Below are 20,003 nucleotides of genomic sequence, written 5' to 3' on the forward strand. Positions count from 1 at the left end.
GATGCGCCCTGAATACGCTCAAGCGAGGTGGGCGAGATGAATATTGATCGATTGCTGCAGCAAGGTAGCGGAGACGAGGAGCGCGCTGGTGCTATTCCACCGCTCGATGACTGGCACCCAGCGCTCTCTGGCGATATGAATATCGTTATTCACGCCGACGGTAGCTGGTCGCACGAAGGCCAGCCGTTTGCCCGCCCCAAGGTAGCGCGCCTATTGGCAACACTGCTGCGCCTTGATGAAGAGGGTTACTGCCTGGTCACACCGGTGGAACGCTGGCGGATAAAGGTCGAAGACCTGCCGCTGGTCGCGGTAGAAGCTGACTTTCGTGACGGAGCTTGGTGGTTTACCACTCAGTTTGATGATGTTGTTTGCCTTGATGCCGAGCATCCGCTCTCCATTACCTCAACCCCCCAAGGCGAAGCGGTACCGCAACTGCCCGTGCGTTTTGGGTTGGCCGCTAGGTTGCACCGTAATGTCTATTACCGACTGGTTGAGGTAGCAGAAACGCGAGAGGTCAATGATGGGATCAAGGAAATTGGGTTGATGAGTGCCGGGCAGTGGTTTGCGCTAGGACAGCTTGAGGACGAATCATCAGGCGAGATGCCGTGAAGCTAACTGCCGAACAGCAAGCGGTTGTTAATCATCAAGCCGGGCATGCGCGCGTGGCAGCGGTGGCTGGGGCAGGCAAAACCACCACGATGGCCGCTCGTGTGCTGCATCTATTGGCTGGAGGTGTGCCGCCAAAACGTATCTTAGTGCTGATGTTTAACCGTTCCGCAAAGGACGATTTTCAGCGTCGCTTAACCGCAATGGCACCTGCCGGGCAGGCATTGCCCGATGTCCGCACCTTTCACTCCCTGGGGCACCGCTTAACTCAAAGTTTATGCCGCTGGGGCGCGCTAGCGCCCCGCCAGTTATTATCCGCCGATTGGCAATTAGAAAGGCTGCTTCGCCAGGCAAGTATTAATGTACTGCGTGATGCAGTTGAACGCCGTGATGCAGCGCTGGAAGGGGATCGGCTTGAAACCTTGGCTCACTTCTGTGGCTTGGTGAAAGCCGAAATGATCACCCCAGAAACACTTTATGAGCGGCTGAATTTTGACCCTGATACCGACTATTTTCCAGCGGCGTTTGCCGAAGCAGAAAGGCTATTGGAAACAGAAGGAGTAATGACCTATGCGGATCTACTTTATCGTCCGCTGTTGGCGTTAGAAGCAGATAATGCTTTACGCGGTCGTGTTGAAGGGTTTCTAGACCATGTCATTATTGATGAGTACCAGGATATTAACGCCGCCCAGCAGCGGCTATTATCCGCGTTGGTGGGCTCTAATGCCGAGGTAATGGCGGTTGGCGATGCCAACCAGTGTATTTATGAGTGGCGCGGCGCGAAGCCCGACACCATGCTGGAAAATTTTACCGCTACTTTTGGCGAAGCGACCGATTACCCCCTATCCACCACCTTCCGGCACGGTCATGCGTTGGCGCTGGCTGCGAATCATGCCATTGCCGCTAATCAGCGCCGTCCTAATCAGCTGTGCCTTGCCGCGGCTAATAACCCGGAGACCCGGGTTTCAGTTGGGCAGGGGAGTCGTTTGCTACTTGATGCGTTGATGGACTGGCAGGCCCAGGGGCGGGCGTTTAACGAAGCCAGCTTGCTGGTGCGTAGCTGGGCGCTTTCGGTACCGTTCCAATTGGCGCTGCTACAGGCCGGGATACCGTTTCGGCTTCAGCGCGAGGATCGTTTTGTTTTTCGTCTGCCGCTGGTTCAGGCCCTGGCGGGGTATCTAAAGCTGTCGCGTCGTCCTGACCTTCTGCGTGACCCGCAGCAGCTTCTGCTGCTGCTTTCGCAGCCGACCCCCTTCGTTGCCCGCGAGCGATTACAGCGTTTAGCCCAGCAGTTGGCCACTACCCAGCAGTGGCCCGAGCGGCATGACCCCATGCTTACAGCGTTAAAGCCGATCCAGCGGCGCACGCTGAAAAAGCGTTGGTTGCTGCTCTGTGAATTGCCACAGCTGAGTGCATGGCCACCCGCTAAGTTGCTTCGCCACGTGGTAGATAGTATTGATGCTGAAAAAACGCTTAAGCGCGCGGCAGCGCGGCGGGATAAAGGCGAAGAGGATGTGCGTTTACTCGACGTATTGATTGAGCAAGCGCAAAGCGTGCAAGACCCAGACGCTTTTATCGAGCTACTTGAACGTCCGGTAGAGAATCAGGCGGGCGGCGTGCTGATTAGTACTGTGCATGGTGCAAAAGGGCTTGAGTGGCCACTAGTGGCGGTGGCCGGGGTTAATGAAGAAGATTTCCCTCACTACAGCCGCGATAACCCGCTAAATGATGAACGCCTTGAAGAGGAGCGGCGGCTGTTCTATGTGGCTATTACACGTGCCCAGGAGCAGCTATTAGTCCTCCACGATGGAGGCGCTCATCGACCTAGTCGCTTTATTGCTGAAAGCGCTTGGCAAGACAGCATGCGTGTAGCTTCCTGCTTGGCGAGTACATGCGAACCCGTCGCTTTTCTTCAGGTGGCTTCGGTCAGTCTGGTTGAGCGCTATCTGGCGCGGCTGGGCCGTGACGATATTGTCCTAGCAGCGGCCCAGGTCGAAGAGGCCAGGGGCGTCTATTCGGGAGATATCCATTTTTACCCTGGTCAACGGCTTCATCATGCGGTGTTTGGTGAGGGGGAAGTGGCAGCGGTAGAGGGAAGTGCCAGCGACCCGGTCATTGATGTGCGCTTTGATCAGGCAGGAAGAAGACGGCTCATTGCCCGCCGCGCACCCATTAAACTACTCGAAAATGGCTCAACGCTTGCTGGTTAAGTCGTTGATTCTCCAATAGTACACACTCTTTCACATCTGAGTTCAAATTAAGCTTTAGGGCTGTTTGACTTAGCAGCGTCCTGCCGATTTAATACCTACACTCCTACCGAGCTAATACTCAGCAGCTCATGGCATATAACTGATGAAATAGGGAACGAGTATGGTAAGGCATGTCACTTGGCTCTGCGCCATTTTGATCGTCACCCAAAGCGGCGCCTTACTTGCTGATAGCTCTTTGCCTAATCTTGAATTTAATGGTTTTGGCACTCTAGGGGTCGTTCACTCTGACGAGCAGAATGCTGACTTCGTTAATGACCCTCTTGCTTCACAAGGTGCTGGGTACAGCCATGATTGGAGCGCAGAAGTTGATAGCCGCTTAGGGCTTCAAGCTACGCTACATATCACGCCTCGAGTGTCCTCCGTTGTTCAGGTAGTCAGCGAGAAGCGGTATGACGGCTCCTACGCACCTGACATTGAATGGGCAAATGTTCAATACGATATTACGCCTAACCTTAGTTTCCGCGTTGGGCGTATGGTGCAGAGTTCATTTATGGCCTCTGAACATCGTAAAGTTAATTACGCCACTCCATGGGTACGTCCTCCACAAGAAGTTTATCGTTTAATTCCGGTGGCCAATTTCGACGGCGTTGATATTCGCTATCGATACCCAATAGGGGAGGCCTCCAATGAATTACAGATGAATTATGGCGGCGGCAGCGTGGATTACTCGACGGGTAGTATCGACGCCAGCGATTCCTGGGGCGTTTCTCACCGCACTCATTGGGGAGATACCACCCTGTTTGCCAGCTACGGCGAGCTGAAAGTGACCGCGGATGAACTCTCACAATTCTTCGATGCATACCGTCTCTTTGGCCTACCCGGTGAAGAGCTCGCTAGTCGCTACGAAGTTGATGGCAAGCGCACGAGCCTACTGAGTTTAGGGGTGGGTTATGACCCTGGCTCATGGTTTGTTATGGGAGAGTGGGCGCGCTCTTCGTCGCCTTCTCTTTTAGGGGACAGTGAAGGGGCTTACATGACGTTCGGCTACCGTATAGCCGAGTGGACGCCGTATGTGGGTGTGGCGCGAGCAAAAGTCACCAGTAATACGTCAGAGCCGGGATTGAATGCTGCTCTTTATCCTTCGCCCTTTGCCGAAGGCGCACAGTTACTTAATGGCGTATTGAATGAGTTTATATCCAGCGGAATGCAGCAAGAGAGTATTACGGTTGGGGCTCGCTGGGATTTCAGGCCAGGTATGGCTTTTACGGCCCAATACGATCATATCGATATGCGTTCGGAGTCATCGGGGGGGCTGATCAATCAACAGCCCGAGTTTACCCCAGGTGGACGCATCAACTTGTTCAGCCTTGCGCTCGACTTTGTGTTTTAAGGAGAGTGGCAATGTTTAAACTACTTACTGCGCACTTGGCCAGCCTGTTCTTAGGGGCAGCGCTGACGATGGTTAATCACACTGCTGCGGCCGAGGTGTTGGTGGTTGTATCTGCCGAGGCACCTTTTACTCGGCTAACTAACAGTGACTTAAAGGATATTTATTTAGGGCGTCGCACGATAATAGTCAACGGAGTACAAGTGGTACCCTTGGATCAGACTGAAGGTACGGCAGCGAGAACTGAATTCTACACTCACTACACAGGGCAGACCTCTGCGCAAATCAAGGCGCACTGGGCTAGACAGATATTTACCGGGCGAGGGCAGCCGCCTCAAGCGTTGGCTAATAGTCGCGCAGTGGTAGAGCGATTAGTCAGTGATGCAAAAGCACTGGGCTATATAGACCCTACTTTTCTTGATGAGCGTTTGAGGGTGGTGACAATTGAGTAGCCTCAATGATCAAACGGGCCCTAGCCGGTTCATCCCATCCAAAAGCTTCATTAATCGATGGTCACATCATCTTGTAGAGCCAGTTGTACTATTTAGCCTAGTGGCTTTAATGATGTTGTTGGTTATATGGGGCAGTGCTTATTTTTTAGTCAATAAAGAACGTATGGCCATTGAGCGTCAGGCAGAGCTGTCGGTAGGAGAAATTACCGATACTTATGAAGCGCTGGTGGTAAGAGCCTTAAGAGAAATTGACACCGCACTGAAATTAGTACGTTTTACTGCCAACAGTAACGATCATGCAAGCGTGCTCAGTGTGTTAAATGAGCAGCGGTTATTGCCGCCAGCACTGCTATTTACTATCAGCATTGTTGATGAGCAGGGCATGGTTATCGAGACCACTAATTCGGGGCTGCTTGGGCAGCGCCTAATGCCGCCTTCACAAATAACACTGGGCGACGATTACCTAGCAGTGGGGGAGGTAGATGCTTATCAGGAAAAGCAGCTGACCTTTACCCGGCCATTGATGCCTGAGCAAGAGGGTGCCTCAGGCTGGGTCGTTATCGCTATTGATGCCAACTACTTTGTGAGCAGTTATGAAGTTCGGTCGTTGGGCCAGCAGGGGATGCTGGCACTAGTGGGCTCTGAGGGCATCGTACGCGTTAGACGTTCAGGAGATACTATCCATACAGGCGAACTGATGGATATAGCGGCTTGGGAAAGTAGCACACTGGATGCCGTTAGCGCTCCCTTTCTGACCCACTGGCAAGGTGTTGAACGCTACACGCTGGTACGCAAACTGTATGATTTTCCCCTCTCGATTGTCGTAGGACTCTCTGCCCAGGAGCAGTTGGATGCGGCTCAACAGCTTGCGCGAAACTATTGGCAGCGGGCCGGTTGGACAAGCGGACTGCTGCTCATCATTCTGGCGATACTTGGCCGTTTGAGCTGTCAACTTCAGCGGGCGCGGCAGCGGGTAATGGAAGAGCGTGTGTTACATGCTCAGCAGGTTGAACACTTAGCTTTTCATGACACGCTAACTGATTTGCCTAATCGAGCCTTTTTGAGCCACCTGATTACTCAGGCCGTGAAGCTTGGCGGTCGACATGGTGACTCCTTCGCGCTGCTTTTCTTGGATCTTGACCGCTTTAAGTTAGTCAATGATACCTTGGGCCATGATGCCGGAGACCATCTTCTGCAAGAAGCAGCAAGACGGCTGACTTCTTCGGTGCGTGAAAGTGATGTCGTCGCTCGGTTAGGGGGTGATGAATTTGTCATTCTTTTGAGTAAGGTCAGTCGACAAGACCAGATTGAGCCCATCGCGAAAAAAATTCTTTCCGCCGTTAGAGTGCCCTTTGCGCTGGCGGGCCAGGAGTGCCATATCTCGGTGAGTATCGGTGTTGCGCTGTATCCGTTTGACGGGCTTGACGAGCAAACATTAATGAAAAGTGCTGATATGGCGATGTATCAGGCGAAGCAACTGGGCAAAAACAATGTCCAGTTCTATACCGCTGAATTAAGTTCGGAAATGGATGCGCGTTTAACCTTGGAGTCCGGCCTGCATCGTGCGCTTGCGGGTCATGAGTTTAGGTTGTTCTTCCAATCAAAGCATGGTGTTGAGGCTGGTAATTTGCTTGGCATGGAAGCGCTGCTACGTTGGCAGCATCCAACGCTAGGGCTATTGGAGCCAGCGCAATTCATGACTCTGGCTGAAGAGAGCGGTTTAGCTATACCTATTGGTAAATGGGTACTGGAGAATGCCTGTAGGCAAAACTTGCAGTGGCAACAACAAGGGTTACCCATATTAACAATGGCCGTCCATATCTCTGAGCGCCAATTTTATGATCATGGTTTTGTTGAGAGCATCAGCGACATATTAACGACTACCGGTATGAACCCTGAGCTGCTTGAGTTGGAAATTACGGAAAGCTTGCTACTGCAAGATGTTCATCATACGGCGAGTATCTTTGAAGAGCTAAATAAGCTGGGCGTTAAGATTGTGGTGGACGATTTTGGTACTGGGTATTCATCATTATCTGACTTAAATATTTTCCCTGTAGATGCTTTAAATGTAAGTTCTTCTTTGCTTGAGGGGTTGTCAGGCAGTCGTCGTGACCAGCAGCTATCCTCATCAATGATTGAGCTTGGTCAGCGCCTCGGTCTTCAGATGTTTGCAAAGGGAGTGACTTCTCATGAGCAGGCATATTTTATTCGCCATCACGCCGATCTCCACTTTCATGGATTTTATAGCAACAGACCATTATCAGCAGAGGAGCATTGCCAAGAGGAGTAGCTCAAACTCAACACTGCTTACCCTTGTACAGCGAATTGAGGGTAAGCAGTGAGTATCGGCTTGAGTCTTACATATTGGGGTAGGTCGGCCCGCCGCCGCCTTCTGGTGCTACCCAGGTAATATTCTGAGCAGGGTCTTTAATATCACAGGTCTTGCAATGCACGCAGTTCTGGAAGTTTATCTGGAAGCGTGGCTCTCCCGCGCTATCTTCAACCACTTCATATACACCGGCAGGGCAGTAGCGCTGCGCGGGTTCTGCGTACTTCGGCAGGTTTTCTCGAATGGGCAGTTCAGGGTCTTCCAGGCGCAGGTGGCACGGCTGGTTCTCTTCATGATTGGTGTTAGACAGAAACACCGATGATAGCTTATCGAAAGAGAGCTTTCCGTCCGGCTTTGGATAGTTGATTTTCTCAAATTCAGCCGCCGGCTTAAGGGCACCGTGGTCGGTAGTGGTGTCATGCACGTTGGGTAGCTTGTTGCCCAATAGCTGATGCGCAAAATTGTATGCGCCGCCACCAATGGTGCCATATTTGTGAATGGCAGGGCCGAAGCTAGCGCTTTCTTTAAGTTCTTGATAAGCCCAGCTCGCTTCCCACTTCTGAGTAAAGCTGGTTAGCTCTTGTGCGCCTTCGTCTCCGGCTTTAATTGCTTCAAACACACTTTCTGCTGCGACCATGCCAGACTTCATGGCAGTGTGGAGGCCCTTGATTTTGGCAAAGTTTAGGGTGCCCGCATCACAGCCAATCAGTAGGCCGCCAGGGAAAGTCATTTTAGGCAAGCAGTTAAAGCCACCTTTGGTAATTGCTCGGGCGCCATAAGCAACGCGTTTGCCGCCTTCAAGGTACTGGCTGATAACCGGATGATGTTTCATGCGCTGAAACTCATCAAACGGCGAAAGCCATGGATTTTGGTAACCAAGATCCATAATCAAACCGACCACGACCTGCTGGTTTTCCGCATGATATAAAAACCAGCCGCCGTGGGTATTTTTATCTAAAGGCCAACCCGAGCCGTGCACCACAAGGCCAGGTTCATGCTTGTCAGCGGGCACATCCCAAAGTTCTTTAAGACCGATACCGTAATGCTGGGGATCGCGACCCGCATCCAGCGAAAAGTCTTTAATTAAGCGTTTACCTAGGTGACCGCGAGCACCTTCGGCAAACAGCGTGTATTTAGCACGCAACTCCATGCCCGGCATATAGCCGTCTTTAGGCGTCCCATCGGCGGCAACGCCCATATCACCGATTAAGATGCCGCGCACCGCGCCATCTTCAATAATCACTTCTTGGGCAGCAAAGCCAGGGAAAATCTCCACGCCCAACGATTCGGCTTGTTCACCAAGCCAGCGGCACAAATTGCCTGCGCTGATGACGTAACGCTGCTGGTCACCACCGGTGTTGTGCATGCTTTTGGGGACAAGCGCATTGGGTACTTTTTGCGCTTTTTCAGCGTCTTTAAGCAAAAAAACATCGTCGCGAATAGCCGGCGTATTTAACGGAGCGCCGCGCTCTTCCCAGTCAGGAAAGAGTTCACTCAATGCTCGGGGTTCAAATACCGCGCCTGATAAAATATGTGCGCCGACCTCGGAGCCTTTTTCTACCACGCAAACCGTTAATTCTTGCTCTGCTTCATTGGCTTGTTGCATAAGTCGGCAAGCAGCAGAAAGCCCGGATGGGCCCGCACCAACAATGACGACATCAAAGTCCATTACATCGCGTTCAACAGTTTCCACCCGGCTTCTCCTTATTCTCTTTAAGTACCATTGTTAGTAAACACTAGTTCCATATCTGCGCTATGCGCACTAGTTTATAAACAGATGGTCTTAATTTAAAACGGTCGTTTGCTTCTGGTTATGTCCCATGATAGGCATAATACCTGTGTCAGGTCACGCCTACGATGGTGAAAGCAGCATTTCTTAATGGTATGCGTCGCTAGTTGTCGTTCTCTGCTACTACCATCGCAGTAGTGATCAAGTGTTGTCGCCAACAGGTAGGCTATGGCAGATTAGTAGGGTTTTTCAATCACGTACCTATCAAACGCTTGAATGAATCTGAATATGTCGCCAACTGGGTAGTGTTTTGTAAGACGTTTTCGCTAACAACGTACTCAGTAGCTTTTCAATCGAAGCTCTCCAATATAAGAGGTATCCGCTGGGCGGGTACCGTCTCAGGGTAACGGCTTTACAACAAGCCAAGCGAGGAACCTATGAAAGTACTCGTCGCGGTGAAACGCGTCATCGACTACAACGTCAAAATCCGCGTCAAGGCGGACCACTCGGACGTCGATCTGACCAACGTCAAAATGGCCATGAACCCCTTCTGTGAGATTGCCGTGGAAGAGGCGGTGCGCCTGAAAGAGAAGGGCGTGGCCACGGAGGTCGTGGTCGTCACGGTAGGGCCCAAAGCCGCCCAAGAGCAGCTGCGTACGGCGCTGGCGCTGGGCGCCGACCGCGCCATCCATATCGAAACCGATGAGCGCGCCGAATCCCTGGCCGTGGCCAAGTTGCTGGCCAAAGTCGTCGAAGAGGAGCAGCCGGGGTTGGTGGTGTTGGGTAAACAGGCCATCGACACCGACAACAACCAGACCGGCCAAATGCTCGCCGCGCTGACCGGCCTGCCTCAAGGCACCTTCGCCTCTGAAGTGTCTGTGGACGGCGACAAGGTGAACGTGACGCGTGAAATCGACGGCGGTCTGCAAACCATCGCGCTGACGCTACCGGCGATTGTCACCACCGACCTGCGCTTGAATGAGCCGCGCTACGCCAAGCTTCCCGACATCATGAAGGCCAAGAAAAAGCCGCTGGAGGTGAAAACCCCCGCCGACTACGGCGTCGAGGTTGCCTCCAAGGTCAGTCTGCTCAAAGTAGAGTCGCCCGCCGAGCGCAAAGGCGGCGTCAAAGTCGCCTCGGTAGACGAGCTGATCGACAAACTGAAAAACGAAGCCAAAGTTCTTTGAGACAAGTACTTTGCTACAAGCGCTTTGAAAGGAGTTGATGCCATGAGCATTCTGGTACTTGCGGATCTACACGAAGGTCAACTGGCCGGTGCCACCGCCCACGTCGTGGCGGCCGCCCAAGCCATCGGTGGCGATATCGACGTGCTGGTGGCCGGGGAAGGCGTTCAAGCCGCCGCCGAAGCCGCCGCCAAACTCGACGGCGTAAGCAAAGTCCGCGTTGCCGATAACGCCGTTTACGCCCACCAGTTGGCCGAGCCCATGGGCGCGCTGCTGGTCGAACTGGCCGATGGCTACACCCACGTGCTGGCCAGTGCCTCCACCACCGGCAAAAACGTGCTGCCGCGTTTGGCCGCGCTAAAAGACGTCAGCCAGTTGTCGGACGTGATCGCCGTGGACAGCGCTGATACCTTCAAGCGTCCGATCTACGCCGGTAACGCCATCGCGACGGTCAAGAGCGACGATGCCCTCAAGGTCATCACCGTGCGCACCACTGGCTTTGATGCGGTCGGCACCAGCGGCAGCGCGACGGTGGAAGCCGTCGATACCGTGGTAGAAAACAGCCAGTCCAACTTCGTCAAAGAAGAGCTGGCGAAGTCGGACCGTCCCGAGTTGGGTGGTGCCAAGGTGGTGATCTCCGGTGGCCGCGGCATGGGCAACGGCGAAAACTTCAAGCTGCTCGACGGCATTGCCGACAAGCTGGGGGCGGCGATTGGCGCCTCCCGCGCTGCGGTGGACGCAGGTTTTGTGCCCAACGACATGCAGGTCGGCCAGACCGGTAAGATCGTTGCCCCGGATCTGTATATCGCCGTAGGTATCTCGGGCGCCATCCAGCACCTGGCGGGCATGAAGGACTCCAAGGTGATCGTCGCGATCAACAAGGACGACGAAGCACCGATCTTCCAGGTGGCGGACTACGGCCTGGTGGGCGATCTGTTCGAGATCCTGCCGGAGCTTGAGAGCAAGCTGTAAGCGGTTGAGCAACCAAGTCCTAAAAGCCGACTTCGCCAGAAGTCGGCTTTTTTGTGCCCGGTCTATTAGGTAAACTGGCAATAGTTGACTAAAGTACTGGGGCAAAAGGTAAGAAAATCCACCCCGGTGGTTGAAAAAGCTGCGGGCTGACCGCACATAGGTAAGTGAAAGCAACGAAAGCCACTCAAGGAGATGATGATATGGCACATACACTACCCGAATTGCCGTACGCATATGACGCTCTCGAACCAAATATCGATGCGATGACGATGGAAATTCACCATTCTCGTCACCATCAAACTTACATCAACAACCTGAACGCCACTTTGGAAGGTACAGGTCTTGAAGATGTGCCTGTCGAAGAACTGGTCGCTAATTTAGATCGTGTTCCGGAAGCCAAGCGTCAAGCCGTTATCAATAACGGTGGCGGTCATGCCAACCACTCTATGTTTTGGCAAATGATGTCGCCTAACGGCGGTGGTAACCCCCAGGGTGATGTCGCAAAAGCGATTGATGCTGAGCTCGGCGGCCTTGAAGCTTTTAAAGAAGAGTTCAAAAAAGCGGCCGTTGGTCGTTTTGGTAGCGGTTGGGCATGGCTCTCCGTTACACCAGAGAAAAAACTGGTAGTCGAAAATACCCTGAACCAAGACAGCCCGCTGATGCACGGCAATACGCCGCTGCTCGGTTTGGATGTTTGGGAGCATGCGTACTACCTGAAGTACCAAAACAAGCGTCCTGACTACATTGCTGCGTTCTTCAACGTTGTAAACTGGGAAGACGTTGAGCGTCGTTACCAAGCTGCGATTAGCTAAAATTGCTATGACCCGCTAGCAGCGCCATGACATGGCGCTGTCAAAAACCGCCCACTTTTTTAGTGGGCGGTTTTTTGTTGTCTGGGGCAATGTTTTAGGGGCAGGGTTGGGTATTAGCTGTCAATATCCTGTGAATAAAAAATACCACATATGCTTGAATTGATTTTCCAATGGTCTATATATAGTATGCGTTGTGTCTTTTAAAGAGGGCGGGCACTAGATGTGCTCTACCCGAAAAATGCCGCTATGAAAAGGGGGTTACCCATGGAAATTCAGATTTATAGCAAGCCAGCTTGTGTTCAGTGCACCGCCACTTACCGTGCGTTAGACAAGCAGGGACTCGATTACACCGTTATTGATATTACCGCTGAATCCGGCGCCCAAGAAGAAGTCGAAGCGCTGGGCTATCGGCAGCTTCCCGTCGTAGTCGTTGGCGAGGATCACTGGTCGGGTTTCCGCCCAGACCGCATTCAAGCGCTGGCGTAAGTCATCCAAATGCTGGCAAGTTGCGCACCTACAGAAATCGGCACGTTGGTGTACTTCTCTACTAAATCAGGTAACACCCATCGTTTTGTAGAAAAGCTTGGATTTGCCGCAACGCGGCTGCCGCTGAATCGAGATGAGCCTGCGTTACGTGTTACACAGCCGTATATTTTAGTTACCCCTACTTATGGTGGGGGAAGTGCCCAAGGGGCGGTACCCAAGCAGGTCATCCATTTTCTCAACGACACGCATAACCGGGGCCTCCTGCGGGGTGTGATTGCCGCGGGAAATACCAATTTTGGCGAAGCGTATGGCCTTGCTGGTCGCATTATTGCGAAAAAATGCCATGTGCCGCTGCTGTACCGATTCGAATTATTTGGCACCGACGATGACGTGGCCAATGTCCGTCAAGGAGTAGAAGAGTTTTGGAAACGACAAACCTAGCGCCGAAAGATTTAGCCTCGAAAGACTTGGCCACTAAAAACGTTGAGGCAAAAAGGCCAGCAGCGAAGACGGAAGCGCGCACGTTGGACTATCACGCTCTCAATGCCATGCTCAATCTGTACGGTGCCAATGGCGAACTACAGCTGGATAAGGATCGCGAAGCAGCGCGCCAATACTTTTTACAGCACGTTAACCAGAACACGGTGTTTTTCCACTCGTTAGAGGAAAAACTCGATTATCTGGTCGAAGAGCAGTACTACGAAGCCGAGATGCTGGCACAGTACAGCTTCGCCTTTATTAAGGCGCTGTTCGAGCAGGCCTATGCGTATAAGTTTCGCTTCCCAAGCTTTTTGGGTGCCTTTAAGTACTACACCAGTTACACGCTGAAAACCTTCGACGGCAAGCGCTATCTAGAACGTTACGAAGACCGGGTCTGCATGGTCGCGCTAACCCTGGCGCGAGGCGACGAAACGCTGGCGAAGTCACTGGTGGATGAAATCATTAGCGGCCGCTTCCAGCCTGCGACCCCCACCTTTTTGAACTGCGGCAAGCAGCAGCGCGGCGAGCTAGTGTCATGCTTCCTACTGCGTATCGAAGACAATATGGAATCGATTGGCCGTTCGATTAACTCGGCCCTTCAGCTCTCCAAGCGCGGCGGCGGCGTGGCGTTTCTGCTCAGCAATATTCGTGAGTCGGGTGCCCCCATCAAGCGTATCGAGAACCAGTCTTCGGGCATTATTCCGATAATGAAACTACTGGAAGATGCATTCTCTTATGCTAACCAGCTGGGTGCTCGCCAGGGCGCAGGGGCGGTGTACCTGAACGCTCACCACCCGGATATCCTGCGCTTTTTGGATACCAAACGAGAAAATGCCGACGAGAAAATTCGTATCAAAACGCTCTCCTTGGGCGTGACGATTCCGGATATTACCTTTGAGCTTGCCAAGCGCAACGACGATATGTACCTGTTCTCGCCTTACGATGTAGAGCGTGTATACGGCGTGCCTTTTGGCGATATCAGCGTCACCGAGAAGTACCAAGAGATGGTTGCGGATGCGCGCATTCGCAAGCATAAGATCAATGCGCGGGCCTTCTTCCAAACCTTAGCCGAGCTGCAGTTTGAGTCGGGCTACCCGTATATCATGTTCGAAGACACGGTTAATCGCGCCAATCCGATTGCTGGCCGTATCAACATGAGCAACCTTTGCTCTGAAATTCTTCAGGTCAACACGCCTACCGAGTATGACGATGACCTGGGTTATCGCCAAATCGGTCAGGACATCTCCTGTAACCTGGGCTCTATGAACATTGCCAAGGTGATGGACGCAGGCGATATCGGTACCAGCGTGGAAATCGCCATTCGCGGCCTCACTGCCGTTTCTGAAATGAGTAACCTGCGCAGCGTGCCCTCTATTGCCGAAGGTAATGCCAAGTCGCGGGCGATTGGCTTGGGTCAGATGAATCTACACGGCTATCTGGCGCGGGAGCACATCTTCTATGGCTCTGACGAAGGTTTGGATTTTACCAATCTCTACTTCTACTGCGTTGCCTTCCATGCCATCCGTGCGTCGAACCGTTTGGCGATTGAGCACAAAGAGTCGTTTGCTGGCTTTGCCGATTCTACCTACGCCTCGGGGTCATTCTTCGATAAGTACACCGATCAGGCGTGGCTGCCGCGCACCGATAAAGTACGTGGGCTGTTTGAGCGCAGCGGAATCGAGCTACCGACCCAGGACGATTGGCAGGAGCTGAAAGCCTCGGTCATGGCTCACGGTTTGTATAACCGTAACCTGCAAGCAGTACCGCCGACAGGGTCGATCTCCTACATCAATAACTCCACCTCCAGTATTCACCCGGTGGCGGCGAGAATCGAGATTCGTAAAGAGGGCAAGCTAGGGCGTGTTTATTACCCGGCGCCTTTCCTGGATGAAGCCAATTTTGACTACTTCCAGGACGCCTACGAAATCGGCCCGGAAAAAATCATCGATACCTACGCGGAAGCCTCGCAGCACGTTGACCAGGGCTTATCGCTAACGCTGTTTTTCCCGGACACCGCCAGCACGCGCGATATCAATAAGGCGCAGATTTATGCCTGGCGCAAAGGTATCAAAACGCTTTACTACATTCGCCTGCGTCAAAGTGCTTTAGAAGGTACCGAGGTAGAGGGCTGCGTTTCCTGCACGCTGTAATGGCGCTGATTGCTGCCGCTACGCCTTGTGTCTGTATTGAGCGTTCTTTTTATAACCAAGCTTTGCTAGCCCGGCTGTCACAGCCGGGCTTCGAGAGAGTGATATGAATACCATGCAACGTTTATCGCGGGTTGACGCGATTAACTGGAACCGGCTTCAGGATGATAAAGACCTGGAAGTTTGGAACCGCTTGACCAGTAATTTCTGGCTGCCTGAAAAAGTCCCGCTGTCTAACGATATTCAGTCCTGGAACACCCTGACCGAAAAAGAAAAACAGCTGACGATCCGCGTGTTTACTGGCCTGACACTGCTCGATACGATTCAAAGCAGCGTGGGTGCGCCGGTATTAATGGAAGATGCTCGCACTCCCCATGAAGAGGCGGTTTATACCAACATCGCTTTTATGGAATCAGTGCATGCACGCTCCTACAGCTCGATTTTCTCGACGCTCTGCACCACTCGTGATGTGGACGATGCCTTTCGCTGGAGCGAAGAGAACCCGACGCTGCAGGCGAAATCTGAGCTGATTTTAGAGCGCTATCGCTCGGATGATCCGCTGATGCGCAAAGTCGCCAGCGTGTTCCTTGAGTCATTTCTGTTCTACTCCGGCTTCTACCTGCCGATGTACTGGTCAAGCCATGCCAAGTTGACCAACACCGCTGACCTTATTCGCCTAATCATTCGCGACGAGGCGGTACACGGCTACTACATCGGCTATAAATTCCAGCAGGCAATGGCGGAAGCGACGCCAGCGCGTCAACAGGAAGTTAAAGATTACGCCTACGAGCTACTGCTGGAGCTCTACGACAACGAAGTGCGCTACACCGAGTCACTCTATGACGAGGTAGGCCTGAGCGAAGACGTCAAAAAATTCCTTCACTACAACGCCAACAAAGCGCTGATGAACCTTGGTTTCGAGCCCCTGTTCCCCAGCAGTGTTACCGATGTGGATCCAACCATTATGGCGGCGCTGTCACCCAACGCCGACGAAAACCACGACTTCTTCTCAGGCTCCGGTTCCTCCTACGTGATCGGCAAAGCCGTCGCCACCGAAGACGACGACTGGGCGTTTTGAATAGCAGCTAAGGCGGTTTAATAGTTAAGCAGCGCATTGATGCTTGAAGCTGAAGTTAAAACAGTTATTAAAAGCGGGAGTTCGAAAGAACTGCCGTTTTTTTATGTCTAACTGCATACGGTTGCATGGATGTTAATGATAAATATTGTCATTTATTATATTAGTGGTAGGCTAGACAACGTAAAAGTTAAACGCAAATCGTTCTAATACCTAATTAGTTTCTAGTGGTGCGGTGCTCACCGCCCGCTACTCAGTGACGGAGAGTCGACGTGCTGAACAGGCCTTTCTTTGCCTTGCGTGGATGGTGGTTAGCGGCAGTGCTAGCCAGCGGCACGCTGATGGCAAGTGAACAAGTGGCGGCTCAAGCAGCCGAAAGTGTAGACGCTCAGCAAGTTCAAGCGGCGCTCCAAGAGCAGATTGATGCTGCCGACGAGCAGACCCGATCACAGTTGGAGGAGCTACGCCGCTTAGAGCGCGAAACTCGCCAAATGAGTGCAGACAATGCTTCCTTGGCTGGGCGACTAGCAGAAGAGGCTGAACGTCAGCAGCGTCTAGCCGCAGCGCTGAATACGCTTGAAGAGACGCGTGCCGCGCTCCCCGTGATCGAGCAGAGTATGGCCGAGCAGCTAAGCGGCTGGATTGAGCGTGATTTGCCATTTCTGCGTGATGAGCGACTGGCGCGAGTTGAGCGTCATGAACAAGAGCAGGGCGAAAACAGTATTGAGCGTATCAATGGGTTGCTCGAAGCGTGGCGCGTTGAGCTCGACTATGGGCGTGAGATGGATAGCTGGCGAGGACGCTTGCGCCAAGAGAACAGCGAGCGTGAAGTAGACTTTTTGCGTATCGGCCGTATCGGTTTTTACTACCTCACCCCCGATGGCCGCGATGGTGGTGTGTGGAATGCCGAGAATGGCGCATGGCAGCCATTGGATGATGCTTACTTGCGCGAAGTGCGCAATGGACTGCGGATGGCGGAAGATCAGCGTGCCCCAGCACTATTAACCTTGCCGCTCTCAATCAGTGCGAATGACCAGCAGGGAGAGCAACCATGAGCCGTTTTAGTTTAGCTAACGATAGCCTCTCTATTCGTCGGCCAGTTTATGCTTGGGTTTTGTTAGGGCTAATCGCCATCAGTAGTCTTGCCTTTGCGCAAGCCGAGAGTGTTACTTCATTACGCGAAGCACGAGAGGCCGCTGAAGCGCGTGATCAGCAGCGTTTAATGGGCTTTCTAGATGACCAGGAAGCATTGGAAGCTGCCCTCGAGCAGGCGCGTACCGAGCACGAAGCGGTCCAGCAGCAGTTTGATGCACTACAGGCCCAGCAGGCAGAGCAAACAGACCAAGCCAGCGACCTGAGCGAGCGTCAGGCTGAGCAAGGGGAAGCGCTAGCAGGTCTGCTCGCGAATCTCGCTCGACACAGCTCGGAAGTACGCAATGCGCTAGGTGAGGAGAGTTTGTTAACGCTGGAGGAAGCATCGCTGCCGCCGCGCTTAGATGAAGTGGAAGTGCTTGAGCGCTCACAGTTGGAAGTAGTGGTAGATCGTTTAGCGGCGCTAACCGCCCGCACTGGCCGTGCTGAGAGGCTCACGCTTCCTGTCGCTGATGCCAATGGCGAAGTATCACCCCGTGAGATCGTGCGCCTGGGCGATTTTGCGGCATTCACCGAAAGCGAGCTGTTGCAGCGCGGTGAAGGAGAGAACAGCTTAGCCGTGTTACCGCGTACACCTGCAGAAATAGGCACCTCTTTAGCGGCCTATTACCAGGGTGAAAGCAGCGTATTTGCCGTTGACCCGACTCAGGGCAGTGTGCTGGAAGCGTTAGCACAGCAACCCAGTTTATGGGAGCGCTTCCAGCAAGGGGGGTACGTTGGCTATGTGGTTGTCGCGCTTGGTATCTTGGGTCTTATTTTCGGGTTGGCGCAGTATCTCTACTTAGTGGTCGTCAGCATGCGCGTTAATCGCCAGCGCCAGTCGCTCACTCAGTTGCAATCCAACAATCCGTTGGGGCGCGTACTGCTGCGCTTTGAAGGCATGGATAAACATCAAACCCCGGAGGCGCTAGAAGCGCGGTTAGATGAAGCGGTGCTGGCCGAACTGCCCAAGCTTGAGCGTAGCCAGCCAATGGTCAAGCTACTTGCTGCGATTGCCCCGCTGCTCGGTTTGCTAGGGACGGTGACCGGCATGATCGTAACGTTCCAAGCGATTACCGTGTTTGGCACCGGCGACCCGCAGCTTATGGCAGGCGGCATCAGTCAGGCACTGGTGACCACCGTACTAGGTCTGATTACCGCCGTGCCGCTGTTGTTTGTGCAGACCGCTCTGGCGGGCCGCAGCCGTTATTTAACCCATGTGATTGAAGGGCAGGCGAGCGCGACACTAGCGGATCACCTTGAATCTCACACACCCGTGGTGAACTAACATGTCCACGCTTCCTCTCTGGCTCGAACCCGTCGAGCGTTTGGTAGAGGCGGGTGGCCCGGTACTTGTCGTACTGGCAGCAGTGGCCGTGCTGGTATTTGCTATGGCCATGGAGCGTTGGTGGTACTACCGAATAACCTGGCGTATAGCCCGGCGCCAGTTGCTACATCGTTGGGCAGCGCGTAGTGATCATGTTAGTTGGAGCGCTCGCACGCTGCGTCACGTATGGGCCGAGGCGCTAGTGGTCAGGCTGCGCAAACCCTTGCCATGGTTGAAGCTACTGGTTGCGCTGTGTCCTTTACTGGGGCTGTTAGGCACGGTGACCGGCATGATTAGCGTATTCGATAGCCTTTCGCTTAGCGAGACCCACCAAGCCCGCGCCATGGCGGACGGTGTCGCCCGGGCCACTCTGCCTACGTTAACCGGCATGGCCATTGCCGTCGTAGGGCTGTTATTTATTAGTCGCTTGGAACACGTGATTCGTCGTGAAGACCAGCGGCTGCATGATCGCTTGGCGCGGGCACTGGAGGATAATGATGCGTAGACGTCGTTCCATAGATGTAACTGCAGAGAGCAATGAGGTGAATCTTACCCCCATGCTCGACGTGGTGTTTATCATGCTGATTTTCTTTATTGTGACTACCAGCTTTGTCAAAGAGAGCGGCGTTGAGATTGAACGGCCTGAGTCCAGCGCTGCGACGCCGCGCCCCGACGCCCAGGTGCTTGTGGCGATTTCCCCTGAAGGTGCCATATGGGTGGATGGTAGCCCAGTAGATGCTCACCGGGTTGGTCAGCAGGTCGCCGATATGCTGAGTGACGATGGCTCGGTGGTTATTCAGGCTGATCGCGAATCCACCACTGGCTTGCTGATCGAGGTAATGGATCGCCTACGTGAAGCGGGCGTTGACCAAGTGGCGGTGGCGGCGAGTCGGAGTGGGTCATGATGCGGCATCTGCTGTCGTTATTAGGGGGCGTCGTGTTGGCGGTAGGCCTGTTCTGGCTGCTGGCGCAGTTGGTTGCCCCGCCTGAGCGAGAGCCCGAAGAGTTGACCATGAGCATGGCAATGACCATGGTTGAAGCGCCGGAAGTGGCCCCTGAGCAAGAGGCGCCCACGCCTCAACCTGTAGAAGCCGCGCCGCAACAAACGCCGCCCCCCATGCCCGCACCCGAGCCGCCTCCGGTAGCGGAAAGCACGATTAGTTTGCCGGAAGTAGAGCTGCCAGATGAGCCCATTGAGCCTATTGAAATGGACAGTGAACTCCCCGAGCTTACCGAAGTTGAGCCGGAACCTGAGCCACAGCCTGAACCTGCTCCAGAGCCAGCCCCAGAGCCTGCGCCGCGAGAAGCGCCTGCTGAACCAGCCCGTGCGGCTACCACTGCTGCGCAGAGTGAGCCTGCTGTGCGTGAAGCTGCGCCACAAGTTGAGCCAGCGCCCTCTGACGAGCCGGTTAGCGTAGGTCAGGCGACACCCACCAGTCGAGTCAATCCAAGCTATCCAGCGCGGGCTCAGCGTCGAGGTATGGAAGGCTTTGTAGAAGTAGCCTTTATGATTCGTCGTGATGGCAGTGTGGATGCTTCATCGATACGGGTAACCAGCGCGCAGCCACGTCGGGTGTTTGATGATGCCGCGCGGGACGCGATTGCCAAGTGGCAATTTGAGCCCAGTGATCGGTTACGCAATGCCACCCAGCGGATCGAGTTTCAGTTGAGGTAGC

Annotated in this window: 18 protein-coding genes; 17 read left to right on the top strand and 1 reads right to left on the bottom strand. The window is 53.6% G+C overall.

Annotation, left to right across the window (positions count from 1 at the left end):
- Positions 1-36: 36 nt before the first annotated feature.
- The 5 genes from AC5TBW_RS07350 (at position 37) to AC5TBW_RS07370 (ending at position 6,945) form a co-directional block, all read left to right on the top strand.
- A complete protein-coding gene (locus AC5TBW_RS07350) occupies positions 37-609 on the top strand; it encodes a DUF1285 domain-containing protein (RefSeq protein ID WP_495511428.1) in 573 nt (190 codons plus the stop codon).
- The gene (locus tag AC5TBW_RS07355) at positions 606-2,816 is read left to right on the top strand and encodes an ATP-dependent helicase (RefSeq protein WP_495511429.1); all 2,211 of its coding nucleotides are present in this window, start codon (positions 606-608) and stop codon (positions 2,814-2,816) included. The genes AC5TBW_RS07350 and AC5TBW_RS07355 overlap by 4 nt, the downstream gene beginning before the upstream one ends.
- 160 nt (positions 2,817-2,976) lie before the next feature.
- Positions 2,977-4,206 (top strand): porin, encoded by a 1,230-nt coding sequence (locus AC5TBW_RS07360; RefSeq protein ID WP_495511430.1) that lies wholly within the window; start codon positions 2,977-2,979, stop codon positions 4,204-4,206.
- A gap of 11 nt (positions 4,207-4,217) precedes the next feature.
- Positions 4,218-4,655: a phosphate ABC transporter substrate-binding protein gene (locus tag AC5TBW_RS07365; protein WP_495511431.1), complete on the top strand. Its 438-nt coding sequence runs from the start codon at positions 4,218-4,220 to the stop codon at positions 4,653-4,655.
- 109 nt (positions 4,656-4,764) lie between these two features.
- Positions 4,765-6,945, top strand: coding sequence for a putative bifunctional diguanylate cyclase/phosphodiesterase (locus AC5TBW_RS07370; protein ID WP_495511432.1), 2,181 nt, complete (start codon positions 4,765-4,767; stop codon positions 6,943-6,945).
- Positions 6,946-7,012: 67 nt separating this feature from the next.
- On the opposite strand, the gene AC5TBW_RS07375 is transcribed toward AC5TBW_RS07370, so the two are convergent.
- The gene (locus AC5TBW_RS07375; protein WP_495511433.1) at positions 7,013-8,677 is read right to left on the bottom strand and encodes an electron transfer flavoprotein-ubiquinone oxidoreductase; all 1,665 of its coding nucleotides are present in this window, start codon (positions 8,675-8,677) and stop codon (positions 7,013-7,015) included.
- A gap of 473 nt (positions 8,678-9,150) precedes the next feature.
- Between AC5TBW_RS07375 and AC5TBW_RS07380 the strand changes: the two genes are divergently transcribed.
- From AC5TBW_RS07380 to AC5TBW_RS07435, 12 genes are all read left to right on the top strand, one after another.
- The gene (locus tag AC5TBW_RS07380; protein WP_495511434.1) at positions 9,151-9,900 is read left to right on the top strand and encodes an electron transfer flavoprotein subunit beta/FixA family protein; all 750 of its coding nucleotides are present in this window, start codon (positions 9,151-9,153) and stop codon (positions 9,898-9,900) included.
- 42 nt (positions 9,901-9,942) lie between these two features.
- Positions 9,943-10,869 carry an electron transfer flavoprotein subunit alpha/FixB family protein gene (locus tag AC5TBW_RS07385; RefSeq protein ID WP_495511435.1) on the top strand — a complete coding sequence of 309 codons (927 nt, stop codon included), beginning with the start codon at positions 9,943-9,945 and terminating at the stop codon, positions 10,867-10,869.
- A 200-nt stretch (positions 10,870-11,069) separates the two neighbouring features.
- Complete coding sequence (locus AC5TBW_RS07390) at positions 11,070-11,681, top strand: superoxide dismutase (RefSeq protein ID WP_495511436.1); 612 nt, start codon at positions 11,070-11,072, stop codon at positions 11,679-11,681.
- 264 nt (positions 11,682-11,945) lie between these two features.
- Positions 11,946-12,167: a glutaredoxin-like protein NrdH gene (nrdH, locus tag AC5TBW_RS07395; RefSeq protein ID WP_008956787.1), complete on the top strand. Its 222-nt coding sequence runs from the start codon at positions 11,946-11,948 to the stop codon at positions 12,165-12,167.
- A 9-nt stretch (positions 12,168-12,176) separates the two neighbouring features.
- Positions 12,177-12,608, top strand: coding sequence for a class Ib ribonucleoside-diphosphate reductase assembly flavoprotein NrdI (nrdI, locus tag AC5TBW_RS07400; protein WP_495511437.1), 432 nt, complete (start codon positions 12,177-12,179; stop codon positions 12,606-12,608).
- On the top strand, positions 12,590-14,797 hold the full coding sequence (gene nrdE / locus AC5TBW_RS07405) for a class 1b ribonucleoside-diphosphate reductase subunit alpha (protein WP_495511438.1): 2,208 nt from the start codon (positions 12,590-12,592) through the stop codon (positions 14,795-14,797). The genes nrdI and nrdE overlap by 19 nt, the downstream gene beginning before the upstream one ends.
- Positions 14,798-14,900: 103 nt before the next feature.
- Positions 14,901-15,872, top strand: coding sequence for a class 1b ribonucleoside-diphosphate reductase subunit beta (gene nrdF / locus AC5TBW_RS07410; RefSeq protein WP_009286429.1), 972 nt, complete (start codon positions 14,901-14,903; stop codon positions 15,870-15,872).
- A 269-nt stretch (positions 15,873-16,141) separates the two neighbouring features.
- Positions 16,142-16,924: a DUF3450 domain-containing protein gene (locus tag AC5TBW_RS07415; protein ID WP_495511439.1), complete on the top strand. Its 783-nt coding sequence runs from the start codon at positions 16,142-16,144 to the stop codon at positions 16,922-16,924.
- Positions 16,921-18,288, top strand: coding sequence for a MotA/TolQ/ExbB proton channel family protein (locus AC5TBW_RS07420; RefSeq protein ID WP_495511440.1), 1,368 nt, complete (start codon positions 16,921-16,923; stop codon positions 18,286-18,288). Before AC5TBW_RS07415 ends, AC5TBW_RS07420 begins: the two co-directional genes overlap by 4 nt.
- Position 18,289: 1 nt before the next feature.
- Positions 18,290-18,832 carry a MotA/TolQ/ExbB proton channel family protein gene (locus AC5TBW_RS07425; RefSeq protein ID WP_495511441.1) on the top strand — a complete coding sequence of 181 codons (543 nt, stop codon included), beginning with the start codon at positions 18,290-18,292 and terminating at the stop codon, positions 18,830-18,832.
- Positions 18,825-19,232, top strand: a complete 408-nt coding sequence (locus tag AC5TBW_RS07430; protein ID WP_495511930.1) for an ExbD/TolR family protein — start codon at positions 18,825-18,827, stop codon at positions 19,230-19,232. Before AC5TBW_RS07425 ends, AC5TBW_RS07430 begins: the two co-directional genes overlap by 8 nt.
- A complete protein-coding gene (locus AC5TBW_RS07435) occupies positions 19,229-20,002 on the top strand; it encodes an energy transducer TonB (RefSeq protein WP_495511442.1) in 774 nt (257 codons plus the stop codon). Before AC5TBW_RS07430 ends, AC5TBW_RS07435 begins: the two co-directional genes overlap by 4 nt.
- Position 20,003: the final 1 nt, after the last annotated feature.

Source organism: Vreelandella sp. ssv (assembly GCF_059448525.1).

Coding starts and splice junctions, on each gene's coding strand:
- nrdI (WP_495511437.1), top strand. CDS start 12,177: ATGCTGGCAAGTTGCGCACCTACAGAAATCGGCACGTTGGTGTACTTC.
- AC5TBW_RS07420 (WP_495511440.1), top strand. CDS start 16,921: ATGAGCCGTTTTAGTTTAGCTAACGATAGCCTCTCTATTCGTCGGCCA.
- AC5TBW_RS07365 (WP_495511431.1), top strand. CDS start 4,218: ATGTTTAAACTACTTACTGCGCACTTGGCCAGCCTGTTCTTAGGGGCA.
- AC5TBW_RS07430 (WP_495511930.1), top strand. CDS start 18,825: ATGCGTAGACGTCGTTCCATAGATGTAACTGCAGAGAGCAATGAGGTG.
- nrdH (WP_008956787.1), top strand. CDS start 11,946: ATGGAAATTCAGATTTATAGCAAGCCAGCTTGTGTTCAGTGCACCGCC.
- AC5TBW_RS07360 (WP_495511430.1), top strand. CDS start 2,977: ATGGTAAGGCATGTCACTTGGCTCTGCGCCATTTTGATCGTCACCCAA.
- AC5TBW_RS07390 (WP_495511436.1), top strand. CDS start 11,070: ATGGCACATACACTACCCGAATTGCCGTACGCATATGACGCTCTCGAA.
- AC5TBW_RS07385 (WP_495511435.1), top strand. CDS start 9,943: ATGAGCATTCTGGTACTTGCGGATCTACACGAAGGTCAACTGGCCGGT.
- AC5TBW_RS07435 (WP_495511442.1), top strand. CDS start 19,229: ATGATGCGGCATCTGCTGTCGTTATTAGGGGGCGTCGTGTTGGCGGTA.
- AC5TBW_RS07350 (WP_495511428.1), top strand. CDS start 37: ATGAATATTGATCGATTGCTGCAGCAAGGTAGCGGAGACGAGGAGCGC.
- AC5TBW_RS07425 (WP_495511441.1), top strand. CDS start 18,290: ATGTCCACGCTTCCTCTCTGGCTCGAACCCGTCGAGCGTTTGGTAGAG.
- AC5TBW_RS07370 (WP_495511432.1), top strand. CDS start 4,765: ATGATGTTGTTGGTTATATGGGGCAGTGCTTATTTTTTAGTCAATAAA.
- nrdF (WP_009286429.1), top strand. CDS start 14,901: ATGAATACCATGCAACGTTTATCGCGGGTTGACGCGATTAACTGGAAC.
- AC5TBW_RS07380 (WP_495511434.1), top strand. CDS start 9,151: ATGAAAGTACTCGTCGCGGTGAAACGCGTCATCGACTACAACGTCAAA.